At 69.0% G+C, this 22,288-nt stretch carries 17 protein-coding genes; 7 read left to right on the top strand and 10 right to left on the bottom strand.

All coding sequences use genetic code 11. From position 1 onward, the window contains the following. Positions 1-50 precede the first annotated feature (50 nt). Positions 51-836 carry a rhomboid family intramembrane serine protease gene (locus CYU89_RS02740; protein WP_296278685.1) on the bottom strand — a complete coding sequence of 262 codons (786 nt, stop codon included), beginning with the start codon at positions 834-836 and terminating at the stop codon, positions 51-53. A gap of 90 nt (positions 837-926) precedes the next feature. After that, positions 927-1,886 carry a TerC family protein gene (locus CYU89_RS02745; RefSeq protein WP_296278686.1) on the bottom strand — a complete coding sequence of 320 codons (960 nt, stop codon included), beginning with the start codon at positions 1,884-1,886 and terminating at the stop codon, positions 927-929. A gap of 243 nt (positions 1,887-2,129) precedes the next feature. On the opposite strand from CYU89_RS02745, the gene CYU89_RS02750 reads away from it, so the two are divergent. Continuing rightward, complete coding sequence (locus CYU89_RS02750; RefSeq protein WP_296278687.1) at positions 2,130-3,299, top strand: class I SAM-dependent rRNA methyltransferase; 1,170 nt, start codon at positions 2,130-2,132, stop codon at positions 3,297-3,299. A 2-nt stretch (positions 3,300-3,301) separates the two neighbouring features. Then, entirely contained in the window at positions 3,302-3,970 is a 669-nt protein-coding gene (locus tag CYU89_RS02755; protein WP_296278688.1) for a DUF1080 domain-containing protein, read from the top strand. A gap of 135 nt (positions 3,971-4,105) precedes the next feature. Here the strand turns inward: CYU89_RS02755 and fabV are convergent, their stop codons facing one another. Beyond that, complete coding sequence (fabV, locus tag CYU89_RS02760; RefSeq protein WP_296278689.1) at positions 4,106-5,323, bottom strand: enoyl-ACP reductase FabV; 1,218 nt, start codon at positions 5,321-5,323, stop codon at positions 4,106-4,108. 157 nt (positions 5,324-5,480) lie between these two features. Further along, positions 5,481-6,917, bottom strand: coding sequence for an amino acid permease (locus CYU89_RS02765; protein ID WP_296278690.1), 1,437 nt, complete (start codon positions 6,915-6,917; stop codon positions 5,481-5,483). A 194-nt stretch (positions 6,918-7,111) separates the two neighbouring features. On the opposite strand from CYU89_RS02765, the gene rmuC reads away from it, so the two are divergent. Further along, a complete protein-coding gene (gene rmuC, locus CYU89_RS02770) occupies positions 7,112-8,461 on the top strand; it encodes a DNA recombination protein RmuC (protein ID WP_296278691.1) in 1,350 nt (449 codons plus the stop codon). A 215-nt stretch (positions 8,462-8,676) separates the two neighbouring features. Here the strand turns inward: rmuC and CYU89_RS02775 are convergent, their stop codons facing one another. From CYU89_RS02775 to CYU89_RS02800, 6 genes are read right to left on the bottom strand one after another with little or no spacing between them, the layout of a single operon-like run. Then, positions 8,677-9,687, bottom strand: coding sequence for a VacJ family lipoprotein (locus CYU89_RS02775; protein WP_296278692.1), 1,011 nt, complete (start codon positions 9,685-9,687; stop codon positions 8,677-8,679). Positions 9,688-9,715: 28 nt separating this feature from the next. Continuing rightward, positions 9,716-9,970, bottom strand: coding sequence for an STAS domain-containing protein (locus tag CYU89_RS02780; RefSeq protein WP_296278693.1), 255 nt, complete (start codon positions 9,968-9,970; stop codon positions 9,716-9,718). A gap of 31 nt (positions 9,971-10,001) precedes the next feature. Continuing rightward, entirely contained in the window at positions 10,002-10,664 is a 663-nt protein-coding gene (locus CYU89_RS02785; RefSeq protein ID WP_296278774.1) for an ABC transporter substrate-binding protein, read from the bottom strand. Between the two features lie 8 nt (positions 10,665-10,672). Then, positions 10,673-11,215: an outer membrane lipid asymmetry maintenance protein MlaD gene (gene mlaD / locus CYU89_RS02790; RefSeq protein WP_296278694.1), complete on the bottom strand. Its 543-nt coding sequence runs from the start codon at positions 11,213-11,215 to the stop codon at positions 10,673-10,675. A gap of 4 nt (positions 11,216-11,219) precedes the next feature. After that, positions 11,220-11,972: an MlaE family lipid ABC transporter permease subunit gene (locus tag CYU89_RS02795; protein WP_296278695.1), complete on the bottom strand. Its 753-nt coding sequence runs from the start codon at positions 11,970-11,972 to the stop codon at positions 11,220-11,222. Then, positions 11,972-12,760, bottom strand: coding sequence for an ATP-binding cassette domain-containing protein (locus CYU89_RS02800; RefSeq protein WP_296278696.1), 789 nt, complete (start codon positions 12,758-12,760; stop codon positions 11,972-11,974). The genes CYU89_RS02795 and CYU89_RS02800 overlap by 1 nt, the downstream gene beginning before the upstream one ends. Positions 12,761-12,962: 202 nt before the next feature. Between CYU89_RS02800 and recC the strand changes: the two genes are divergently transcribed. From recC to CYU89_RS02820, 4 genes are all read left to right on the top strand, one after another. Continuing rightward, complete coding sequence (gene recC / locus CYU89_RS02805) at positions 12,963-16,337, top strand: exodeoxyribonuclease V subunit gamma (protein WP_296278697.1); 3,375 nt, start codon at positions 12,963-12,965, stop codon at positions 16,335-16,337. Next, on the top strand, positions 16,334-19,951 hold the full coding sequence (locus tag CYU89_RS02810; RefSeq protein WP_296278698.1) for an exodeoxyribonuclease V subunit beta: 3,618 nt from the start codon (positions 16,334-16,336) through the stop codon (positions 19,949-19,951). The genes recC and CYU89_RS02810 overlap by 4 nt, the downstream gene beginning before the upstream one ends. Next, a complete protein-coding gene (gene recD, locus CYU89_RS02815) occupies positions 19,948-21,825 on the top strand; it encodes an exodeoxyribonuclease V subunit alpha (RefSeq protein ID WP_296278699.1) in 1,878 nt (625 codons plus the stop codon). The genes CYU89_RS02810 and recD overlap by 4 nt, the downstream gene beginning before the upstream one ends. 186 nt (positions 21,826-22,011) lie before the next feature. Further along, entirely contained in the window at positions 22,012-22,284 is a 273-nt protein-coding gene (locus CYU89_RS02820; protein ID WP_296278700.1) for a hypothetical protein, read from the top strand. The last annotated feature ends 4 nt before the right edge of the window (positions 22,285-22,288 follow it).

Here is a 22,288-nt window from a genome sequence, read left to right on the forward strand (position 1 = left end):
TCATCGACACCATGCCTCCTTCGCGACTCACGTCGCTCCCACAGGAGACATCAGGACGTGGGTGGCTCGCGAGGCGGGAAACGCAGTACCACGCCGCGCTGCGCTTCTTCCGCAGGTTCGGGGCGCACCCACAGCAGCGGCACTTCACGCGGCGCCGGCAATTCGAGTTCGTCGTCGCTGCGTGCGGCCGCTTCTTCTTCCTCGATCTCCCAGCTGTACTTCTTGCGCGGCAGTTCGGGGTCCAGGCGACGGAACAGGAAGGCGGCGATCAGGCCTGCCACCGCGCCACCCAGGTGCGCCTGCCAGGACACGCCGGCCTCGCGGGGCAGGATGGTGAGCACCATGCCGCCGTAGAACAGGAAGGCGATCATGCCGGCGGCGATCGCGGCGCGGTCGCGACGCAACAGGCCGAGCATGAAGATCATGAACATCAGGCCGTGCGTCAGTCCGCTGGCGCCGAGCGTGTGCGTGCCGGGATCGGCCAGAAGCCAGGGCCCCAGGCCGGAACCCAGCCACACCAGCGGGATCGCCCACAGCGTGGCGCGCGGATAGACAGCGCCGGCCAGCGTGCCGAGGATCAGCAGCGCGGAGGCATTCGCGGCGATGTGCTCCAGCGACCCATGCAGCAGCGGTGCGGTGAGGATCCCGAGCAGGCCTTCCACCGACAACGGCGCAATGGTGAAGGCCCGCACGTCGAAACTGTTCTGTGCCGAGTACACCATGGCCAGCACCAGCACGAAGGCCAGGCTCAGGTTGAGCGCGCGCAACAGGCGCTTGCGGTCATAACGCCGCTGGGTATCCGGGTCGAACGCCGGGTCGTCGGGATGCAGGTCCATGATGCAGTTCTGGCGGCGTCCGGCGCGAATGCAAGCCCGCGCCGCGATGGACAGACCATCCCGCGGACGGGATGGTCTGCCGCGCAGGCCTCAACCGGCCGGTTCCGCCTTCTGCGGGCGTGCCAGGCTCAGCACGATGGTGACGCCCAGGATCGCCGCCACGGTGCCCAGCGCCCACGGCACCGGGATCTTGTAGAGATCGATCAGCAGCATCTTGATGCCGATGAAGCCCAGTACCACCGCTAGGCCGTAGGGCAGCAGGTGGAAGCGGTCGGCCATGCCGGCCAGCAGGAAGAACATCGCGCGTAGGCCCAGCACCGCGAACACGTTCGAGGTCAGCACGATGAACGGGTCCGAGGTGATCGCGAAGATTGCCGGGATGCTGTCCACCGCGAAGATCACGTCGGTCACGCCGATCAGCACCAGCACCACGAACAGCGGGGTGAACCAGCGCACGCCGTTCTCGCGCACGCTCAGCCTGTCGCCGCGGTAGCCGTCGGTGAGCTTCAGGTGCTTGCGCATCCAGCGCAGCGCGGGGTTCTTCTCCAGGTCGGGTTCCTTGCCGGCGGCGAACCACATCTTGATGCCGGTCAGCAGCAGGAACGCGCCGAAGAGATAAAGCAGCCAGTGGAACTTCGCCAGCAGCGCGGCGCCGGCAAAGATCAGGATGCTGCGCAGGACGATGGCGCCCAGGATGCCGATCACCAGCACGCGCTGGCGCTGTTCCTCAGGCACCGCGAAATAGGTCATCACCATCAGGAAGACGAAGATGTTGTCGACCGCCAGCGCCTTTTCGACCAGGTAGCCGGTCAGGAACTCCAGGCCCACGCGGTTGGCTTCCACCAGGCCCGCCGTCTCGTTGACGTACCACCACAGGCCGCCGTTGAAGGCCATCGCCAGCGCGATCCAGCCCAGGCTCCACCACATCGCTTCCTTGAACGTCACCTTGTGCGCGCCGCCGTGGCGCATCAGCACCAGGTCGACCAGCAAGGCGATCACCACCAGGCCGCCGAAGCCGGCCCATAACCAGGGGTTGCCAATCGTTTCCATCGAGATTCCCGAAAAAAGTGGAGGACGGCCGCAGGCGCGGACATCTCGGAACCGGGAAACGGGGATCCGGGGTATGCCTTCGCCATCGCGGCGAAGGTCTCGCTCACAGCCCGGTGGGCTGCCGTGGGACCGGAGCATCGCTGCTCGAAATGACGGCCGGCACGTTTGGGAGCTACTCCCCTTCTGTGGCGAATTGTCCGGACGGTGGCCGGCCGGGTCAACCGGGCGGGTAAAATGCCGTTCATGAATACGCCCAACCCGACCGTACGCCTGAAGAACGCCTGGCGTTCCAGCCACCCGTGGATCTTCCAGAAGCTGGTCGAGAAGCCCGCCGCCAAGCCCAAGTCCGGCACCCTCGTCGAGGTGGTCGGGGTGGACGGCGAATGGATCGGCCGCGGCTTCTACAACGGCCACTCGCGCATCGCCGTGCGCATCCTGGAGACGCATCCGGACATCCCGGTGGATGCCGGCTGGTTCTCGCGCAAGATCGCCGACGCGGTCTCGCTGCGTCGTGACGTGCTGAAGCTGGACGCCATCAGCGACGCCTGGCGCGTCGTGCACAGCGAAGGCGACGGCCTGTCGGGCCTGGTCGTGGACCGCTACGGCGACCTGATCGTGGTGGAGTTCTTCGCGGCCGGCATGTTCCGGCATCGCGAATGGATCTACGAGGCGCTGCGCGAGCAGTTTCCGGGCTGCCGCTTCCACAGCTTCGCCGACGAGCACGTGCAGAAGCAGGAAAGCTTCGACTTCCACGGCAACACGACCACCGAAGCGGCCGTCATCACCGAGTACGGGGTGAAGTTCCGCGCCGATCCGGCGGGCGCGCACAAGACCGGCTTCTTCGCCGACCAGCGCGAGAACCGCGAGTGGCTGAGCCAGCAGGTGGACGGCAAGACCGTGCTGGACCTGTGCTGCAACACCGGCGGCTTCGCCGTGTACGCCGCGGCACGCGGTGCGACCGAGGTCGTCGGCGTGGACATCGACCAGGACGTCATCCAGATCGCCAAGGGCAACGCGAAGCTCAACAACGTGCGGCCCAAGTTCGTGCAGGCCGACATCTTCCCGTACCTGCGCGATGCGGCGAACCGCGGCGAGCAGTACGACGTGGTGATCCTGGACCCGGCCAAGATGACGCGAGACCGCGAGCAGGTGATCGCCGCGCTGAAGAAGTACCTCGACATGAACAAGCTCGCGCTGGGCGTGGTGAAGCCCGGTGGCCTGTTCGCCACGTTCTCGTGCACCGGGCTGGTCAGCGAGGAGCAGTTCCTCGACATGCTGCGCCGCGCCGCGTATTTCTCCGGCCGCACGATCCAGATCCTCAAGGTCGCCGGCGCCGGCCCCGACCATCCCTTCATGGCGCACGTGCAGGAATCGCGCTACCTGAAGGCGGTGTTCTGCCGCGTGGTGGATTGAGCATGCGCGGCCAGCGGGTCGTTCCGGTCCTGCTGGCTACGCTGATGGCGGGTTGCGCATCGACGCCCGAGGCGCCCTGGCATTCTCTGGCAGAGGCGGGCCAGTGGCGCAGCGTCGGCGCTTCTGCGCTGGACGCGAGCTGGCAGGTCCGCGATGGCGAACTCGTGCTGACCGCTGCCGGTGGCGGCGACATCATCAGCGTCGATACCTACGGTGACTTCGAGCTGGAATGGGAATGGCGCGTGCAGCTGGGTGGCAATAGCGGCCTGTTCTATCGCGCCGTTGACGCGTCGCCGATCTGGGCGCGGGCAGTGGAGTACCAACTGCTCGATGATCGGGCGGCCGAGGATCGCATCGTGCCGAGCCACCGTGCCGCGGCGGTCTACGACCTTGTCGCCCCTGCGCGCGATGTGCTGCGTCCCCTCGGGGAGTACAACCACGCGCGCATCGTCGCCTGCGGTCCGCGCGTGACGCATTGGCTCAACGGTGTGCGTGTCGCGACCTACGACTTGGACAGCGATGACTGGAAACGTCGCGTCGCTGCCAGCAAGTTCGCCGACCAGGCAGAGTTCGCCAGAGCGCGTCGCGGCCACCTCGGGCTGCAGGACCATGGCAATGCCGTGTACCTGCGCAACATGCGTATCCGCGCCTTGGGCCGGAGCTGCTCATAGGCTTTGTTGTGGGAGCGACGTGAGCCGCGATGACCCTGTGCAGCGATCTGCCATCGCGACTTACGTCGCTCCCACAGACAAGACCTACACAAAAGGCGGGCCGAAGCCCGCCTCGTCATGCGCCACACTGAGCGATCAGTTTTCCGGCGACAGTTCGATGCAATCGAACTTCACGTCCGGATCCACGTCTGCGTCGTAATCCACGTCGCTGCGCTCGAAGCCGAACAGCTTCAGGAACTCGTGCTTGTAGTTGGCGTAGTCGGTCAGCTGTAACAGGTTCTCGCTGGTGACCTGCGGCCACAGGGCCTTTGCTTTCGCCTGTACTTCCGGCTTGAGCTCCCAGTCGTCCAGGCGCAGGCGGTTCTCGTCATCGGTCTCGGCGGGTGCACCGTCGGCTCGGTACATGCGGTCGCGATACAGGCGGTCGAGCTGCTCGATGGTGCCTTCGTGCAGGCCCAGTTCCTTCATCACCTTGAAGACGATGCTGATGTACAGCGGCATCACCGGGATCGCCGAACTGGCCTGCGTCACCACCGACTTCAACACGGCGACGTTCGCCGTGCCGCCGGTCTGCTTCAGGCGTGCATCGAGGCGTTGCGCGGTCTGGTCGAGGTCGACCTTGGCGCGTCCCAGCGCACCGTGCCAGTAGATCGGCCAGGTGATGTCGGTGCCGATGTAGCTGAAGGCCACCGTGCGCGCGCCGTCGGCCAGCGCGCCGGCCTTCTCCAGCGCATCGATCCACAGTTCCCAGTCCTGCCCGCCCATCACGGTGACGGTATCTTCGATCTCCTGCTCGGTGGCCGGCTCGATCGTCGCCTGGGTGATCTGGTCCTTGTTGGTGTCGATGGCCGTGGACGTGTAAGGCGCGCCGATCGGCTTCAGCGCCGAACGCTTCACTTCGCCCGTGGCAGGCAGCTTGCGCACCGGCGAGGCGAGCGAATAGACCACCAGGTCCACCTGGCCGCCCATCTCCGTCTTGATCAGCTCGATGACCTTGGCGCGCGCTTCGTCGGAGAACGCATCGCCGTTGATCGAGCGGCTGTACAGGCCGGCGTCCTTCGCCGCCTTGTCGAACGCGGCGGAGTTGTACCAGCCCGCGGTGCCCGCCTTCTTCTCGCTGCCGGGCTTCTCGAAGAACACACCCAATGTGTCCGCGCCGAAGCCGAATGCCGCGCTGATGCGCGCCGCCAGGCCGTAGCCGCTGGACGCACCGATCACCAGCACCTTCTTCGGCCCATCGTTGCGCACGCCCTGCGCGCGCGTGGCGGCGATCTGGTCGCGCACGTTGAGCGCGCAGCCGAGCGGATGGGTGGTGGTGCAGATGAAGCCGCGGACTTTGGGATGGATGATCAACGTGGTAACCCGGGGGATGGTGTGCCTGCGCGGCATCTTAGTGCCGCGGGCGTCGGGAATGAAGCGTCGGCACTGCAGACGCATGCGTATGGACGCGCTGTGCGCACGACCCGGATCGTCTTGGGATGCTGCGTTCGTGCGCATGGCGCACGCTACGTCATGCGTCGCCGCCCTTCGCGAGCATGCTGTTGCGGCGGCTGTAGGCGAGATAGACGACGATGCCAACCACGTTCCAGATGAGGAACCACAGTTGCGTGCGGTGCGGCAGGCTCCAGAACAGGTACAGGCAGCCTAATATGGCGACCGGACCGACCACCCAGGCCAACGGCGTGCGGAACACCCGCGGCCGGTTAGGTTCGCGCTTGCGCAGTACGAGCAGGCAGACACCCACCGCGACGAATGCGGCCAGCGTACCGGCGTTGGCAAGCGCGGCGATTTCATCCAGCCGCGCGACGCCGGCCAGCGCCGCGACCAGCACGGCGGTGAACACCGTGATCGCCACCGGCGTGCCGGTGCGCGGATTGACCTTCGACAGGCTGCGCGGCAGCAGGCCGTCGCGCGACATGACAAAGAAGATGCGGCTCTGCCCATAGAAGAACGCCAGCAGCACGGTCGGCAGCGCGACGATGGCCACGATGCCGATCACCAGCGCAGCGGTGCCGTGGCCGAGCTCGCGCATGATCAGCGCCAGCGGCTCGGCGCTCTGGCCGAACACGGTGTAGCTGAGCGCGCCCACGGCCGCCACCGCGACCACCAGGTAGATCAGCGTGCAGCCGACCATCGAGCCGATGATGCCGATGGACAGGTCGCGGCCGGGATTCTTGGTCTCTTCGGCCGCGGTGGAAATCGCATCGAAGCCGTAGAACGCGAAGAAGATGATCGCCGCCGCCGCCATCACGCCCCGTTCGACACCGTCGGTTCCGATCGACTTCGGGAAGCCATAAGGCATGAATGGCTGCAGGTTGTCCGGATTGAACGCCGGCAGCGCGACCGCGATGAACACCGCCAGGGCGATCAGCTTGAACACCACCAGGATCGCGTTGAGCGTCGCGCTCTCGCGCGTGCCGGCGATCAGCAGGCCGGCGACGGCGAAGGTGATGACGATGGCGGGCAGGTTGATCACGCCGCCGGCGTGCGGACCGGCCGCCAGCGCCGCGGGCAGGGTGACGTTCCAGCCGAAGTTCTGCTGCACCCATTCGAGGAAGCCGACGAAGTAGCCGGACCACCCCACGGCCACCGTGCTGACGACCAGCGAATACTCCAGGATCAGGCTCCATCCCACGATCCAGGCGATGGATTCGCCCAGCACGCCATAGCTGTACGTGTAGGCGCTGCCGGCGGCCGGCATCATCGTCGACAGCTCGGCATACGCCAGCGCCGCACAGGCGCAGACCACGCCGGCGACGACGAAGGAAATCAGCACCGCCGGGCCGGCCTTTTCCGCACCGACGCCGATCAGCGTGTAGATGCCCGTGCCGACGATGGCACCGATGCCCAGCGCGACCAGATGCGGCCAGCTGAGCGTGGGGACCAGCCGCCGGCCTTCTTCGTGCTCGGTGATCCGGTCGATGGATTTGCGCCGTAGCCAGGTCATGGAGGATCCTCGGAGTGCGTCAACGGAACAGCGCGCGGGCGAAGCGCCAGCGCAGGCGGGATGCGGGGGTGATCGGGCACCAAGCCTCGACCGACCGCAGCCTAAGCGGCCCACCCCCGCGCTGGCAATCGGCGGCGCACCACGCGCACTCCCGCAGGCTCAGGGGCTGAGACGCCAGCGGCTACACTGTCCGCATGGATTCCCAGACCCTTCTTTTCCTCCTCCTGGTCCTCGTCGCCATTGCCATCGTGCTGCTCGCGGTGCTGGTGCTGCGCCGTCCGGAGGCACGCATCGGCGACCTGCTCGAGCGCGCGTTGCGCGATGAACAACGCGAGGGCCGCAGCGAACTGCGCGAACAGCTCGAGGGCCTCTCGCGGGCGCAGGAGGTCCGCATCGACGGTTTCGCGCGCAGCCTGGCCGATCTCAGCACCCGTACCGACCAGCGCCTGGACGTACTGCGCGATACGCTGAGTGAGGACGCGCGCAAGGGTCGCCTGGAGGCCTCCGAGTCGCAGCAGCGCTTCGCCGACACGCTCGGCCAGCGATTGAACGAATTGACCCAGCGCAACGAACAACGCATCGGCGAGATGCGCACCACGCTGGAAGGCCGCCTGAAGGAACTGCAGGCCGACAATGCCCAGAAGCTGGAGCAGATGCGCGCGACGGTGGACGAGAAGCTGCAGGCGACGCTGACTCAGCGCCTGGACGCGTCGTTCTCGCTGGTGTCCGAACGGCTGGAAGCGGTGCAGCGTGGCCTGGGCGAAATGCAGCAGCTGGCGACCGGCGTCGGCGATCTCAAGCGCGTGCTGACCAACGTCAAGGACCGTGGCGGCTGGGGCGAAGTGCAGCTGGAGAACCTGCTGGAGCAGGTGCTGACGGCCGAGCAGTTCTCGCGCAGCGTCAAGGTCCGCCCCGACAGCAACGAAGCGGTGGATTTCGCCATCCGCCTGCCCGGTCGCCAGGCGGGCGACGTGCCGGTCTGGTTGCCGATCGACGCCAAGTTCCCGCGCGAAGACTACGAACGCCTGCTCGACGCGCAGGAACGCGGCGACACCGAGGCGATGCGCCTCGCCGCCACGCAGCTGGAGCGTGCGATCAAGGTGCAGGCGAAATCGATCAACGAGAAGTACGTGGTGCCGCCGCATACCACCGACTTCGCGGTGCTGTTCCTGGCCACCGAAGGGCTCTACGCGGAAACCATCCGCCGTCCCGGCCTGGTGGATGCGCTGCAACGCGACCATCGCATCGTCGTCGCCGGACCCACCACCCTGGCGGCGCTGCTCAACAGCCTGCAGATGGGCTTCCGCACGCTGGCCATCGAAAAGCGTTCCAGCGAAGTACGCGTGCTGCTGGGCGCGGTGAAGACCGAGTTCGGAAAGTTCGCGACCGTGCTGGAAAAAGCCAACAGCCAGCTGGACACGGTGCAGAACAGCATCAAGCAGGCCGGCGTGCGCACCCGTGCGATCGAGCGGCAGCTGCGTGGTGTCGAAGCATTGCCGGGTGAGGAAAGCCAGAAGCTGCTGGGCGGCGACGAGGCGGAGTGAGGCGTCGCGTGTTGTCCCTTCTCCCCGCCTGCGGGAGAAGGTGCCCAACGGGCGGATGAGGGGCGGGCGCGGTTTTCATCCATGCGCTGGATCTTTCCCGCTTCGTTTGCCCCTCACCCGCCTTCGGCATCCTCTCCCCGCTGCGCAGGGAGAGGGAACGCCCAAAAGAAAACGGCGCCGCAGGCGCCGTTTTCATTGATCGCTACCTGTCAGCCTCAACCGCCGCCGCTGATCTCCGGCATCGGCATCGCGTCGGCCGGCACGGTCGGGGTGTTCTCGTCCTGCAGGTACTCCGGCAGCTCGTCTTCGGTCGACTGCTTGGTGCTGCGATGGCTTTCGATCTGGTAATTGCGGCGCTGCAGCCACGAGTCGCGGACCAGCGCGTAGTCGTCCACCGCACCCTCGCGCAGGCTGTCCAGTGACAGCAGTTGCGCACGGGTATCCACCAGGTTCAGGCCCTGCAGGAAGATGCGCGTCTTGTCGTCCTCGATCTTGCTGACCGGACTGAGCGGCATGTCGCCGGCCAGGCCCAGCACGTCGCGTACGGTGCGCGGGCCGAAGAACGGCAGCTCCACGTAGCGCGAGCGCTTCCAGCCCCACGTGCCCAGCGTCTGCCCGAAATCCTCGCTGCGGCGCTTCATCTTCAGGTCGCTGGCAGGGTCGAAGATGCCGCCGATGCCGACCGTGGAGTTGAGCAGGAAGCGGCCGAAGGTCTGCGTGGCGTCACGCGGACGCCCCTGCAGCAACTGGTTCACCATCGTCAGCGGCTGGCGCAGGTTGTCGAAGAAGTTGCCGACGCCCAGGCGCACGGGGCGCGGCACCGCCGCCACATAGACACGGGCCAGCGGCCGTGCGACGGCGCGGTCGACGACATTGTTGAAGGCGTGCACCTTGCGGTTGAACTTCTCCCACGGGTCGTAGGCAGTCGGCGACTGCGCCGGTGCGGGCAGCGTGGGATCGGCGACCGGATCGTAGGCGCCCTGGCCGTAGATGGCGGCGAAGTCGTCCTCACCTTCCGACGCGGTGGCGGTGTCGGCCGCCGGTGCGGGGGCATCGATACTGGCGGGATCGATCGGTGGCACGGGCGGCAACGGAGCCGACGCCGTGGCGGTACTGTCGACCACCACCGCATCGGCCGGCGCAGCCGTCGAAGAGGGGGGAGCCGACGCACAGGCGGTCGCCAGGGCGGCCAGCAGGACGACGGTGCTGAGGCGGAACAGATTCATCCTGATTCCTGCAAACGGCGGGGTGGGGTTATGCCGGGAAATCCAGTTCCGGCGTCAGGCGATACGCGGCCTGGAGATCGGCCAGGCCAGCGGGCTGGCCTTCGAAACGCGGGGTGATACCACTGGCGTGCAGGCGCGCGGCCAGCGCCGACAACAGTGCCAGCCCGGCGCTGTCGACGGTAGTGACGTTGGTCAGGACGATGCGTTGCGCCCCGGCGCACTGCGCCGAGGCCTGTGGCCACAGCACGGCGGCCGCGGCGCGGTCCAGGGCGCCCGAGAACATCAGCGCGTCGCCGTCCCGCCGGACGCCGGCGTCAGTTGCCGCCGGCACTGCCGTTGACCTGCAGCTTGCCGGACTTCAGGTCCGCCGCCACCTGCGCGATCGACTTCTGCCGGAGCGGGGTGTCGAACTGGGTCTTGAACGTCTGAACGAAGGACACGCCTTCCGGCAGCACGTCGAACACCTTCCACTGTCCGCCCACGTTGCGGGCATAGAAGGTGATCGGAGTGACCGTCTGGTCCGCCTGCACGAACTCGGTGTCCACCTTCACGCCGCGGCCGCCGGGCAACGGCGATTCGGACTTCACCCGCACCTTCAGGCGCGCGTTGAAGTCGGCCAGGCGCGCGCCGTAGGCGGACAGCAGGCGCTCGGTCAGGGCCTGGCCGAACAGCTTCACGTCCGCGTCGGAGGCGCCACGACCGTGCACGCCCAGCACGAGGCGGGCGGCATAGTCGCCGTCGAACAGCGTGTTGAACTCACCGGTGACGAACTGGCGCAGCGCCGCGGGATTCGACTTGAACTCGGCGCGGCGCTGATCGAGCGTGGTCAGGATGCGCGTGCTGCTGGCCAGCACGACCTGGCTGGCGGTGGCCTGCTTGGCCACGGTGGCCGGCGCGGCAGCCTGGGCGAACACGGCGACGGGCGCGGACGCCAGCAGCGCGGCCGACAGCACGACGGAGAGCAGGGAGGGCTTGATGAGGGTCTTCATGGGGTCGGTCCTTCCGTAACGGGGGGCGCGGCGGTCTCGCCGCTGGCCGGGGGTTCCCCGGAGCCTGCACCGGCATTGTTGGTGCCGCCGCTGAACATGTACTTGCCGGCCAGCTGCAGCAGGTCCACCGCCGGCTGGGTGAAGGCGATTTCCTCGCCGGGCTTCAGGACCTCGGGATCACCGCCCGGCGACAGGCCAATGTAGTTCTCGCCCAGCAGGCCGCTGGTGAAGATGCCGGCGGCGGTATCGGCCGGCAGGTCCTTGTAGCGGCTGTCGATGGACAGCGTGACGATGGAATCGAACTTGACCGGATCCAGCTGGATGTCGGCCACCTGCCCGATGACCACGCCCCCGATCTTCACCGGCGCCTGCTTGCGCAGCTGGCCCAGGTTGGAGAAGCGTGCGCTCAGCTCGTAGCTGCCGCCGCCCACGCCGAAGCGCTTGTTGGTGGAAGCCAGCGCCAGTACCAGCAGCGAGGCCAGGGCCAGCAGCAGGAAGGCACCGACGGCGAATTCGAGGCGGGGTCCACGGACGGACATGGGGTCAGCTCCTGAACAGCAATGCAGACATGACGAAATTGAACATCAGCACCAGCAGCGAGGCGTTCACCACCGCGCGGGTGGTGGCTACCGACGTGCCTTCGATGGTCGGCTCGGCGTGGAAGCCCACGTAGGCCGCGACCAGCGCGGCGGTGCCGCCGAACACGGCCGACTTCAGCAGTGCCACGCCGAAGTCGTCCCAGAAGTCCACGCTGTTCTGCAGCGCGGACCAGAATGTGCCGTTGTCGAGGCCGAGCACGTGCACGGCTTCGAAGTAGCTGGCGCTGATCGCCAGCGAACAGAAGAAGCCGGTCAGCAGCGGTACCGTCAGCACCGCCGCCCAGAAGCGCGGCGCCACGGCCTTCGCCACCGGGTCGATGGCCATCAGTTCCAGCGCCTTGATCTGGTCGGTGGCGCGCATCAGCCCCAGTTCGGCGGCGATGGAGCTGCCGGCGCGCCCGATGAACAGCAGCGCGGTCAGCACCGGGCCCAGTTCGCGATACAGCGACAGGCCCAGCAGGGTGGACAGCGCATCGCTGGCGCCGAACGTGGTCAGCGTGCGGTAGCCCTGCAGCGTCAGCACCAGGCCCACGAATGCGCCGCCCACGGCGATGATCGGCAGCGAGCGGCCGCCGATCTTGTAGATCTCGCGGGTCAGCTCGGCGAAGAAATCGCGGGTCGGCGCCGAGGCGCGGAACACCGACAGCGAGAACAGGCCGGCGCGGCCCAGCGACCGGGTGGCGGCGACGAAGGGCATCAGGCGGCCTCCCCGCGCTTGACCGCATCGAACGCGATGGGGCCATCCGGCTCGCCGCGCAGGAACTGCTTCACCAGCGGATCCGAGGTGGCTTCCAGCTCGGACGGCGTGCCCGAGAACACCAGGCCGCCATTGGCGATCACCACCGCCTGGTCGGCGATGGGCAGGGTTTCGTGCACGTGGTGGGTCACGATGATGCTGGTCAGCCCGAGGGTGTCGTTGAGGCGCTGGATCAGGCTCATGATCACGCCCGAGGCGATCGGGTCCAGCCCGGTCAGAGGCTCGTCGTAGATCATCAGCGGCGGGTCCAGCGCCAGCGCACGGGCCAGCGCCACGCGGCGCGCCATGCCGCCGGACAGCTCGCGCGGATAGGCGTCGGCGGCGGCGCGCAGGCCGACCGCATTCAACTTGAAGTCGACCAGCCGGCGGATCAGCACGTCCGGCAGCTTCGTATGCGTGCGCAGCGGCAGCGCCACGTTCTCGGCGACCGTCAGGTCGGTGAGCAGGCCGTTGCCTTGCAGCAGCACTCCGATCCCCTTGCGCATCTCCAGCAGCGCGCGGCTGCGGTGCGGCACGGGCTGGCCGAACACCTCGACCGTACCGGCGGCAGGCGGGAGCTCGCCGGTCAGCGCCGCAAGCATGGTCGACTTGCCGCTGCCCGACGGGCCGAGCACCGCGGCGATGCTGCCCCGGGGCACGGTCAGGTCGATGTCGCGCAGGATGGTGCGGCCGCCGCGATCGAGGCGGAGGCCGGACAGGTGCACGGCAGGGGCGTCGGCAGGCGTCATGGGCGTCGTCGGCGGACCACAGGCGGGTTAACGGAAAAACAACGGCGTAGCTTCGCGGCCAGCGGCTGAACATAAACCGTACCGCGCAGTTTGATTATTGTGGCACCCGAGCATCGCCTGCGCGCACGGTCGTGCGGGATGCTGTGGCCCAAACCGCGGTGTCTCCGGCGCGATGCCGGCATCCGGCACAATGGCGAAGACGATGACGACCGACGCCACGCCCGACTTCCGCCTCTACCACTCCAATGCGCTGGAGGTGTTGGCGGGGCTGCTGGCGCGGGAATTGAGCACACCTGCGCCCGGTGTGCCGCTGCTGGCGCCGGAGACCGTGCTGATTCCCCAGGTCGCGATGCGGCGTTGGCTGCAAGCCACGCTGGCCACCGCGCATGGCATCGCCGCGAACCTGGAATTCCTCACCCCTGGCGAGTTCGTCGCACGTGCGCTGGACGCCAATGTGCCGGGCGAGGGCGAGGATCTCGATGCCGCGACGCTGCACTGGCGGTTGTACGCCGCGCTGACCGACCCCGTGCTGCTCGCGCGCCCGGCCATGGCGCAGATCGCCGCCTACCTGGCGGATACCGCGTCGCGCCGGCCCGATCCACTCAAGCCGTGGGCGCTGGCGGGGGAACTGGCCGAGGTGTTCGAGAAGTACCAAGCCTGGCGTCGCGACTGGTTGCTGCGCTGGGAAAGTGGTGCCGATCCCGACGACCCGCAGGCGATCCTGTGGCGCCACGTCGCCGGAGGCCATGACTACCGCGCGCGGCGCATCCAGCGCTATCTCGACCGCTTCGAGGGCGCAGGCCAGCCGTTGCCGCAGGGACTGCCGCCACGCGTATTCGCGTTCGCCACGCTCAATGTCTCCCCCGATGTGCTGCGCGTGCTGGCCACGCAGGCGCGTGTAGGCACGCTGCACTTCTATGTCCCGTCGCCGGTGAAGGACTACTGGGGCGACCTGCAACGCCTGCGCGCGGGCGCCGAGGACGACACGACCGCCGACGCCCGTCTGCTGCAGGCGTGGGGGGCGGCGGGGCGCGATTTCATGGCCGTGATCGGCAGCTACGAACTGGTGCACCCCACCCTCGACGTGCGGGGCCATGCCGATCCCGGTGCAGGGGGCGGCAAGTTCCACGGCAGCCTGCTGCGGCGCCTGCAGTCGGACCTGTTCCATCGCCGCGCGCAGCCGCCCGACCTGCTGCCGGCCCTGCGCACCGACGATCCCAGCCTGCAGGTACACGCCTGCCACACGCGCCTGCGTGAACTGCAGGTGCTGCACGACCAGCTGCGTGCGTTGCTGGAGGACGACCGCTTCGACCCGCCGCTGCAGCCGCGCGAGATCGCGGTTCTGGCGCCGGACATCGATCCGTACGTGCCCTATCTGGAAGCCGTGTTCGGCGCGCCGGGCGATGGCGACCGGTTGCCGTACGCGCTGGCCGACACCAGTCCGCTGGCCGGCGAGCCATTGGCCGACGTGTTCGTGCGCCTGCTCGGCCTGCCGGTTTCGCGCTTCGGTACCCACGAGATCCTCGATCTGCTCGCCAGTGCGCCCATCGCGGACGCGGCCGGTCTCGATGCCCCCGCCCTCGAACGCCTGCACGCGTGGCTGCAGGCCGCGGGCGCGCGCTGGGGACTGGACGCGAAGCACCGTGCCGCGCACGGCGCACCCGCCGACGATGCCTACACCTGGCAGTTCGCACTCGACCGCCTGCTGCTGGGCCACGCCAGCGGCGCGCAGGACGACATCGCCGGCGTCGCGCCCTGGCCCGAACTGGAAGGCAGCGCGCTCGACGCGCTCGACATCCTGGTCCGCCTGCTGCGCGTGCTGGCCCGCCACCAGAAATCGCTGGGCGAGGCGATCACGCCTGCGCAATGGCGCGAACGGCTGCTTGGACTGCTCGCCGCACTGCTGCCGCGCGAACCTGCCCTGCCTGCCCGCCAGCGCGCACTAGACCGCCTGCGCATGCTCATCGACGACTTCGCCGTGCAGGCGGAGAAAGCGGGCTATGCCGACACCGTGCCCGCCGACGTGGTGCGCGCGCACTTCGCTACCACGCTTGCCGAAGCCGATACGCGCGCGCCCCTGTTGACCGGCGGCATCAGTTTCGGCCGCATGGTGCCGATGCGGCTGCTGCCGTTCCGCGTGATCTGCGTGCTCGGCATGAACGACGGCGACTATCCACGCCGCGATCCCGCCGCCGGCCTGAGCAAGCTCACGGCCGAACTCGGCACCGACAAGCGCCGGCATGGCGACCGCTCGCTGCGCGAAGACGACCGCTTCCTGTTCCTGCAGCTGTTCGCCGCCGCGCAGGATGTGTTCCTTCTCAGCTATCTCGGGGCCGATCCTCGCGACGGCGGCGCGCGCGAACCGTCGGTGCTGGTCAGTGAGCTCATCGACGCCGCCGCGCGGCAGCATGCCGATCCGGCGTCCGTCGCCAGGGCGATGGTGGTGCACCATCCGCTGCAGCCGTTTTCGCCCGTCGCGTTTGGTGGCGACGACGATCCACGCCGCTTCAGCTATCGCCGGCAGTGGCATCCCGCCGCCGGCCGGCTGGCGGGGCGACGCTCGCTCCTGCCGCGCTGGTTTCCGGGCGACGCGATGCCACCACCTGCCGACGCCGGCTCCGGGCTGTCGCTCGACCAGCTGCGCCGCTTCCTGACCGCGCCGGCCGAGCAGTTCCTCCACCAGCGGCTGGGCCTGCGGCTGGAGGGGATCGATGAAGCGGGCGATGACGTCGAGCCGTTGCTGCTGCCGGGCCGCGGCCTGGCGCGCAGCGACGTGCAGGCAGCCGTGTTCGCCGGGGTGCTGCAGGGCGACGATGACGCCACGCTGCATGCCGCCTTGCGCGCCCGCGCCCTGCTGCCTTCGGGTCCGCTGGGGCGGCGCACGCTGTCCACGCTGCGCAGCGAGGTCACGCCGTACGCACGCGCCTTCGCCGACTGGACCGGCGGCGAGTTGCCGGCGACGCAGCGCATCGAGGTGGACATCGACGGCGTCGCACTGCACGGCACGCTGGCGGGCATGTATCCGCATGGACTCGCGCGTATTCGCATCGGTGCACCGGGCGGAAGCGCGGCGATCCGCGACGGCCTGGACTGGCTGCTCGCCAGTGCGGCCGGCCTCGCGCTGCCGTTGGTTCAATTCCACGAGGGCGGCACGAAGCCGGCATCCGGCCATCCGTTCGGTCCCCATGTGCGTCCGCCGCTCGATCCTGGCCAGGCACGCACGGTGCTCCGGCACCTGCTCTGGCTGCGCGAACAGGGCCTGCGCGAACCGCTGCCGTTCGCGCCTTACAGCGGCTGGGAATTCTTCGCCGCCGCGCCCGACATGGAAGCAGGCCTGAAGGAAGCGGCGAAGAAATGGTACGGAAGCGAGCGCAGCTGGAGCGAAGGCAACGGCGATGCGCTGCGGCTCGCGCTGCGCGGCTGCGATCCTTTCACCGATGACGCAGCGCGGCTGCGGTTCGCGGATCTTTCGATGTCGATCTATCTCGCGGTCACGCAGGGCGAGGTCTACGCTGGCACCGATCCGGATGCGTTGCGCGCACTGGCCCCCGTCTTCGACGCGGAGGACGCCGGATGACCGTCGCGCACGATCCCTACCTCGCGCTGCCGCTCGATGGCGTGCAGTCCATCGAGGCGTCCGCCGGTACCGGCAAGACCTTCACCCTGGCCACGCTGGTCGTACGGCTGGTGGTCGAAGGCGGCTTGCGCATCGGCGAAGTCCTGGCCGTCACCTTCACCGAGGCCGCCACCCAGGAGCTGCGCGCGCGCATCCGTGCCCGCCTGCTGCTGGCAGCATCGCTGCCCGCCGTCGCCGCCGCCGATGAAGCGCCGGAGGCGGCATTGACGCGTGCGCTCCTCGATGCGCATCTCGCGCGGAGTGGTGAACCTCCCGCCGCACTGCATCGGCGTCTGCGCGAAGCCGCCGACGGCATGGACCTGGCGGCGGTGTTCACCATCCACGGCTTCTGTGCACGGGTGTTGCGCGAACACGCCCTGGAAAGCGGGCACGGTTTCGATGCGCCGCCGTTGCTCGCCAACGACGCAGCGCTGCGGCAGGAAATCGCCGCGGACCTGTGGCGCGCGCATGGCGCGGACGATGACGGTGCGGATGATCTGCTTGCGCTGTGGAAGGGCGGCCCCGACGCCTTGGCGGCCGACCTGCCCGCGTTGCTGCGCGAACAGCGGTTGCAGCCGTACCCCGTCGATCCGCTGCCTGCCGACCCTGCAACGGCCTTGCGGGCGGCCGGCGAAGCGCTCATGGCCGCGTATCGCGCGCACGGGAGCGCGTTTCGTGACGCCCTGGTCGCCGCAGTGGAGGGAAAGGTGCTGCACGGCGGCAGCTACAGGGTCGAGTGGATCATCGGGCTGTTCGACGCGCTGGAGGCATGGGCGGCCGCGGACGATGCCGGCATGCCGTTCGCGCACGACAGGCTGCCGCAGTTGCGCCGTGAGGCGCTGCTGCTGAAAACCAGCAAGGCCGGCGCGGGCCGCACCCCGGAATCGCCGCTGACGCATGCCATCGATGCCTACCTGCAGGCGCAGGACCGCGTCGACGCCTATCGCGAAGCGCGCCGCGTCGCCCTGCTGCATCGCCTGCGCGACGATGCCCGGGCACGGCTGATGCTGCGCAAACAGCAGCTGCGTGTTCAGACCTACGACGACCTGATCGACGGCGTCGCGGATGCGCTCGAAACGCCACATGCGGACGCCCTCGTGCAGCGCCTGCGCGCCCAGTATCGCGTCGCGCTGGTCGATGAGTTCCAGGACACCGATCCACGCCAGTGGCGCATCTTCGACCACGTGTTCGGCAGCAGGAGTCCGAAGCCGGCGCTGTTCGTCATCGGCGATCCCAAGCAGGCGATCTACGGCTTCCGTGGCGGCGATGTGGAAACCTATCTCGCCGCTCAGGCCGATGCCGTCGCCGCACCACCGCTGTCGCACAACTTCCGCTCGCGGCCGTCGGTACTGCGTGCCATCGAAGCGTTGTACGCACAGGCCGGTGACGCCGCATTCGTCGATCCACGCATCCATTTCCATCCGGTCGCGCCCGGTGGCACACGTCACGATGACGACTTCCAGCGTCATGGCGCGGCCGCGCCCGCGCTGACCGTATGGCGAGCGCCATCGCCGGCGCCCGGACCGGACGGCAAGGTCAAGCCCTGGGACGCAGGCACCTCGCGTGAACTGGCCATCGCTGCCTGCGTGGCTGCCATCCACCGCGTACTGACGGATGCGCGCGCCGGCAACGCGACGATAGGAGGCAAACCCGTTCAGCCCGGCGATATCGCCGTGCTGGTCCGCACGCACCGGGATGCCACCCGCATCCGTGCCGCGCTGGCCGAGGTCGGCATTCCCGCTGTTGCCGCCGGCAAGCTCAGCCTGTTCGCCGCGCCGGAAGCGCGCGAACTGCACGCGCTGCTGCGCACGTTGATGCACGGCGCGGACGACGGCCATCTGCGCGCCGCGCTGTCCACCGTCCTGCTGGGCGTGGATGCCGCGGGCATCGCCGCGCTCGAAACCGACGGCGATGCGATGCGCGGCTGGCAACAGCGCGCGCAGGACTGGCGCGAACGCCTGCATCGCGGTGGCCCGCTGGCGCTGGTCAACGACCTGTGCGCCGAGCACGCCCCGCGCCTGCTCGGCCTGCTCGACGGCGAGCGCAGGCTCACCAACTACCTGCAGACGGCCGAGATGCTGCAGGAAGCCGACGCGCGTACGCTCGGCCTGCCCGGCCTCGTCGACTGGCTGGCCGCTGCCATCGCCGATGCCGGCACCGCTGCCGATGACGACGCACAGCTGCTGCGGCTGGAATCCGATGCGCACCGCGTGCAGGTGGTGACGCTGCACAAGAGCAAGGGCCTGGAGTACCCGCTGGTGTTCCTGCCGTATGCGGGCATCGGCGGAAGGGCGCCCGATCCCGGCCAGCGCGTCGTCGTCACCGACGCGGACGGCCGCGTGCTGCACTGGAAGTTGCAGGAGGAGGTCTCCGGGTGGGGCGCGGCCAGAGCGCAATGGAGCGAGGCGCAGCGCGCCGAAGACGCGCGCCTGCTGTACGTCGGCCTGACCCGCGCCAGCCACGCGCTGTGGCTGGCGACGGGCGCCTTCTACCAGCACGCGCAGTCGCCGCTATGGGCGATGGTGCGCGATGCCGACGCCCTGCTGGCGCAGGACCCGGGCATCCGCATCGATCCCGCCGCACCGCCCGCCGAACTGCCGTGGTTGCCGCACGTGGCGGAGGGCGCGGTGCCGCCCGCCCGCGTCGCCCGGCGTTCCATCGCGCCCGACTGGTGGGTCTACAGCTTCACCCAGCTTGCGCATGCCGATGCGGGCCACGCCGTCGACGCTGCCTCCACCGAGGCCGACGGCGCGGCCGCGGACGAACCGGTGCAGGCGCCCGATGACGCAGACGCGTCCCCCGACATCACCGCAGACGCGTACGACCCGCGCTTCAGTGGCAGCCGTTTCGGCAACGTGCTGCATGCGGCGCTCGAAGACACCCGCTTCGGCGCATGGGCGCAGTGGCAGGCGGGGGATGCGGCGCCGGAAGGCGAACATGCCGCCCTGCTCGCCGCGCTGTGCAGGGAAGGCTACGCGCAGGACGACCTGGCCGATGGCGTCGCCCTGCTCACCTCGTTGGTCGGACGCACGCTGACCGTCGCGCTGCCCGAGGGTGGCGCATTGCATGCGCTGGGCGACGACGAGCGGCGTGCCGAAATCGAATTCCATTTCGCCCTTGCACCCACTGCCGTGCCGGCGTTGCTGGCGCTGCTGCACGAGCATGGCGTGGCGCGCGCGCGCCACGGGTTCGGCCTGCGCTCGCGGCTGGAAGGGTTGATGACCGGCAAGATCGACCTGACCTACGTGCGCGACGGGCGCTGGTACGTGCTCGACTACAAGTCCAACCGGCTGCCGCGCTACGACGCGCCCGCGCTGGCGACTGCGATGGCGCACAGCGAGTACGACCTGCAGGCCCTGGTCTACACCGTCGCGCTGCATCGCTGGCTGCGGTTCCGCCTGGGCGGCGGCTACGACTACGCGCGCGATTTCGGCGGCATCCGCTACGTGTTCTGCCGCGGACTCGATCCCGCGCGCGATGCGTCGCTCGGCGTGCATGCGCAGCGCTTCGCGCCGGAACTTGTGCACGCACTCGACGCCTTGTTCGCGGGCCACGGGCAGGAGGCGGCCGCATGAGCCTGCTCGATACCCTGTTCCGCAACGGCCACCTGCGTACCCTGGACCACGCCCTCGCCCAGAGCCTGCGCCGGCTGGATGCGGCCACGCCCGACGACGTGCTCGCCGCCACCGCGCTGGCGTCGCTCGCCGTCGCCAAGGGCCATGCGGGTCTCTCGCTGCGCGAGCCGCAGGCACTGCTCGACGCCGATACCCCCATCGACTGGCCATCCGTCGACGCGTGGCGTGCATGTCTCGCCGCGTCGCGCTGGGTGGCCACGCCGGACGATGCCGATGCGGTCGCCGACCCGCACGCGCCGCTGGTGCTGGAACACGACCTCCTCTACCTGCGCCGTTATCGCGAGTACGAACGGGCACTCGCGGCCGGCCTGCAACGCCTCGCCACGCAACCGGTGCCGGCAACCGGCGTCGATGCGCTCGCGCCTTTGTTCGCGCAGCTCTTTCCGCCGGCCGCGCACGATGTCCACCAGGCGCGTGCCGCCGCGCTCGCACTGCGCCATGCCCTGCTGCTGGTCACCGGTGGTCCCGGGACCGGCAAGACCACCACCACCGCGCGCCTGCTGGTGCTGCTGGCCGCACAGGCACGGTGCGCAGGCCGCGCCGCGCCACGCATCGCCCTGGCCGCGCCTACAGGTCGCGCCGCCGAGCGCATGGCCGAAAGCGTCCGCCATGCGGTGCAAGCCTTGGCGGCGCAGGGCGTGGACGCCGATCTGCTCGCGACGCTGCCCACCACGGGCACCACCCTGCACCGCTTGCTCGGCACGATTCCGGATTCGCCCCGCTTCCGCCATCACGCCGACAACCCGCTGCCGTTCGACGTGGTGGTCGTCGACGAAGCCTCGATGATCGACCTGCCGCTGATGGCCAAGCTGGTGGACGCCGTCGCCGATGGCACGCGCCTGGTGCTGCTGGGCGATCCGGACCAGTTGCCGTCGGTGGAAGCAGGCGATGTGCTCGCTGCCATCCTGAGCGCGGCAGGGGATGGCAACGACTTGGGCATGCAGGACGCCGGGGCGCTCCGCCCGCTGCTCGGCGATGTTCCGCCCGCTGATCACAAGGCAAGCGAGGATCATCTACAGGGCCGCTTCGCCGGCATCCGCGTGCACCTGCAGCGCGGCTGGCGCCAGAGCGAAGCCCTGCAGCTCGCGCCGCTGGCCGCCGCCGTGCGCGAAGGCGATGCCTCCACGACGCTCTCGCTTCTGCGCAGCGAAACGCTGGCCGGCGTGCAGTTCCACGAAGACCTGGCCGATCCGCTCGACATGCAGCGCGAACGCCTGCTGTCGCACTGGCGCGCGCTGGGCGAAGCCGCCACGCCCGCCGACGCGCTGGCGCTGTCCGCGCGCCTGCGCATCCTCACCGCCGTGCGTGAAGGCCCGCAGGGCGCGCGCACGTTGAACGCCCGCATCGAGCGCCTGCTGGTGGAAGGCGGCAGCGGCCTGCAGCGTGCCGGGCAGGGCCACTTTCATGGCCAGCTGGTCATCGTCACAGAGAACAGCTATCGCCACCGTCTGTTCAACGGCGACATCGGGCTGTGTTTCCGCGATGCGCAAGGCGTATTGCTGGCCTGGTTCCCGGGCGACACACCCACGCAGCCGCGCGCGTTCCATCCCGCATCGCTGCCCGCGCACGAGTCCGCATTCGCCATGACCGTGCACAAGGCGCAGGGCAGCGAATTCGATGCGGTCTGGCTGCTGCTGCCCGCACGCGGCAACCGCGTGCTGTCGCGTGAACTCCTCTACACCGGCATCACCCGCGCCAGGCGTGAGCTGCACGTCGCCGGCAGCGAAGCGGTGATCCGCGACGCACTGTCGCGGCATGCGAGCCGGTGGTCGGGGCTGGGGTGGCGGTTGGCGCTCCCACGCATCGCGTCGTAACGCCGCAGCGCCGTGCAGCCGCATCGCACGTGCGTCGCAAACCATGAACACGGGTTTGCGGTCACGCCCCCAAGGGCGTATACCTGTCATGGCTGACGGGCAGTCTCCTCCGCCGCCTCCCGCGGGCCGATTTCTCTCCCTCTCGGCTTCATCCACGCGACGCCCTGTCGCGCCGAGGAGAGATGCGTGTCCAGGCAGCACGTCCAGGTGTTCATTCTTCATCTTGGATCGCAGCAATCCATCGGTCCGGGCGACCTGCGGGTGATGTGGGCCACGGCCTGCGAGTCGCCGGACATCGCGGTGTCCCGCCGGCCGACGACCCACGGTCACGCCACGGCACGGCCCTGCTTCGAGTTGTGGGCGGGCCGCCAGTTCCACCGCGCACCGGCAGAACGGCGCATGCGCGCGTTGCTGGAGTCGCGCGGCTTTCTTTTCACGTTGACGCATACCGCCCTGTAGGAGG

This window comes from Pseudoxanthomonas sp. (assembly GCF_002863005.1).
Taxonomy (GTDB): domain Bacteria; phylum Pseudomonadota; class Gammaproteobacteria; order Xanthomonadales; family Xanthomonadaceae; genus Pseudoxanthomonas_A.

Bases quoted from the DNA above. Each gene is read 5' to 3' on its own strand.
- CYU89_RS02740 (WP_296278685.1), bottom strand. From the start codon at position 836: ATGGACCTGCATCCCGACGACCCGGCGTTCGACCCGGATACCCAGCGG.
- CYU89_RS02745 (WP_296278686.1), bottom strand. From the start codon at position 1,886: ATGGAAACGATTGGCAACCCCTGGTTATGGGCCGGCTTCGGCGGCCTG.
- CYU89_RS02750 (WP_296278687.1), top strand. From the start codon at position 2,130: ATGAATACGCCCAACCCGACCGTACGCCTGAAGAACGCCTGGCGTTCC.
- CYU89_RS02755 (WP_296278688.1), top strand. From the start codon at position 3,302: ATGCGCGGCCAGCGGGTCGTTCCGGTCCTGCTGGCTACGCTGATGGCG.
- CYU89_RS02765 (WP_296278690.1), bottom strand. From the start codon at position 6,917: ATGACCTGGCTACGGCGCAAATCCATCGACCGGATCACCGAGCACGAA.
- rmuC (WP_296278691.1), top strand. From the start codon at position 7,112: ATGGATTCCCAGACCCTTCTTTTCCTCCTCCTGGTCCTCGTCGCCATT.
- CYU89_RS02775 (WP_296278692.1), bottom strand. From the start codon at position 9,687: ATGAATCTGTTCCGCCTCAGCACCGTCGTCCTGCTGGCCGCCCTGGCG.
- CYU89_RS02780 (WP_296278693.1), bottom strand. From the start codon at position 9,970: ATGTTCTCGGGCGCCCTGGACCGCGCCGCGGCCGCCGTGCTGTGGCCA.
- mlaD (WP_296278694.1), bottom strand. From the start codon at position 11,215: ATGTCCGTCCGTGGACCCCGCCTCGAATTCGCCGTCGGTGCCTTCCTG.
- CYU89_RS02795 (WP_296278695.1), bottom strand. From the start codon at position 11,972: ATGCCCTTCGTCGCCGCCACCCGGTCGCTGGGCCGCGCCGGCCTGTTC.
- CYU89_RS02800 (WP_296278696.1), bottom strand. From the start codon at position 12,760: ATGACGCCTGCCGACGCCCCTGCCGTGCACCTGTCCGGCCTCCGCCTC.
- recC (WP_296278697.1), top strand. From the start codon at position 12,963: ATGACGACCGACGCCACGCCCGACTTCCGCCTCTACCACTCCAATGCG.
- CYU89_RS02810 (WP_296278698.1), top strand. From the start codon at position 16,334: ATGACCGTCGCGCACGATCCCTACCTCGCGCTGCCGCTCGATGGCGTG.
- recD (WP_296278699.1), top strand. From the start codon at position 19,948: ATGAGCCTGCTCGATACCCTGTTCCGCAACGGCCACCTGCGTACCCTG.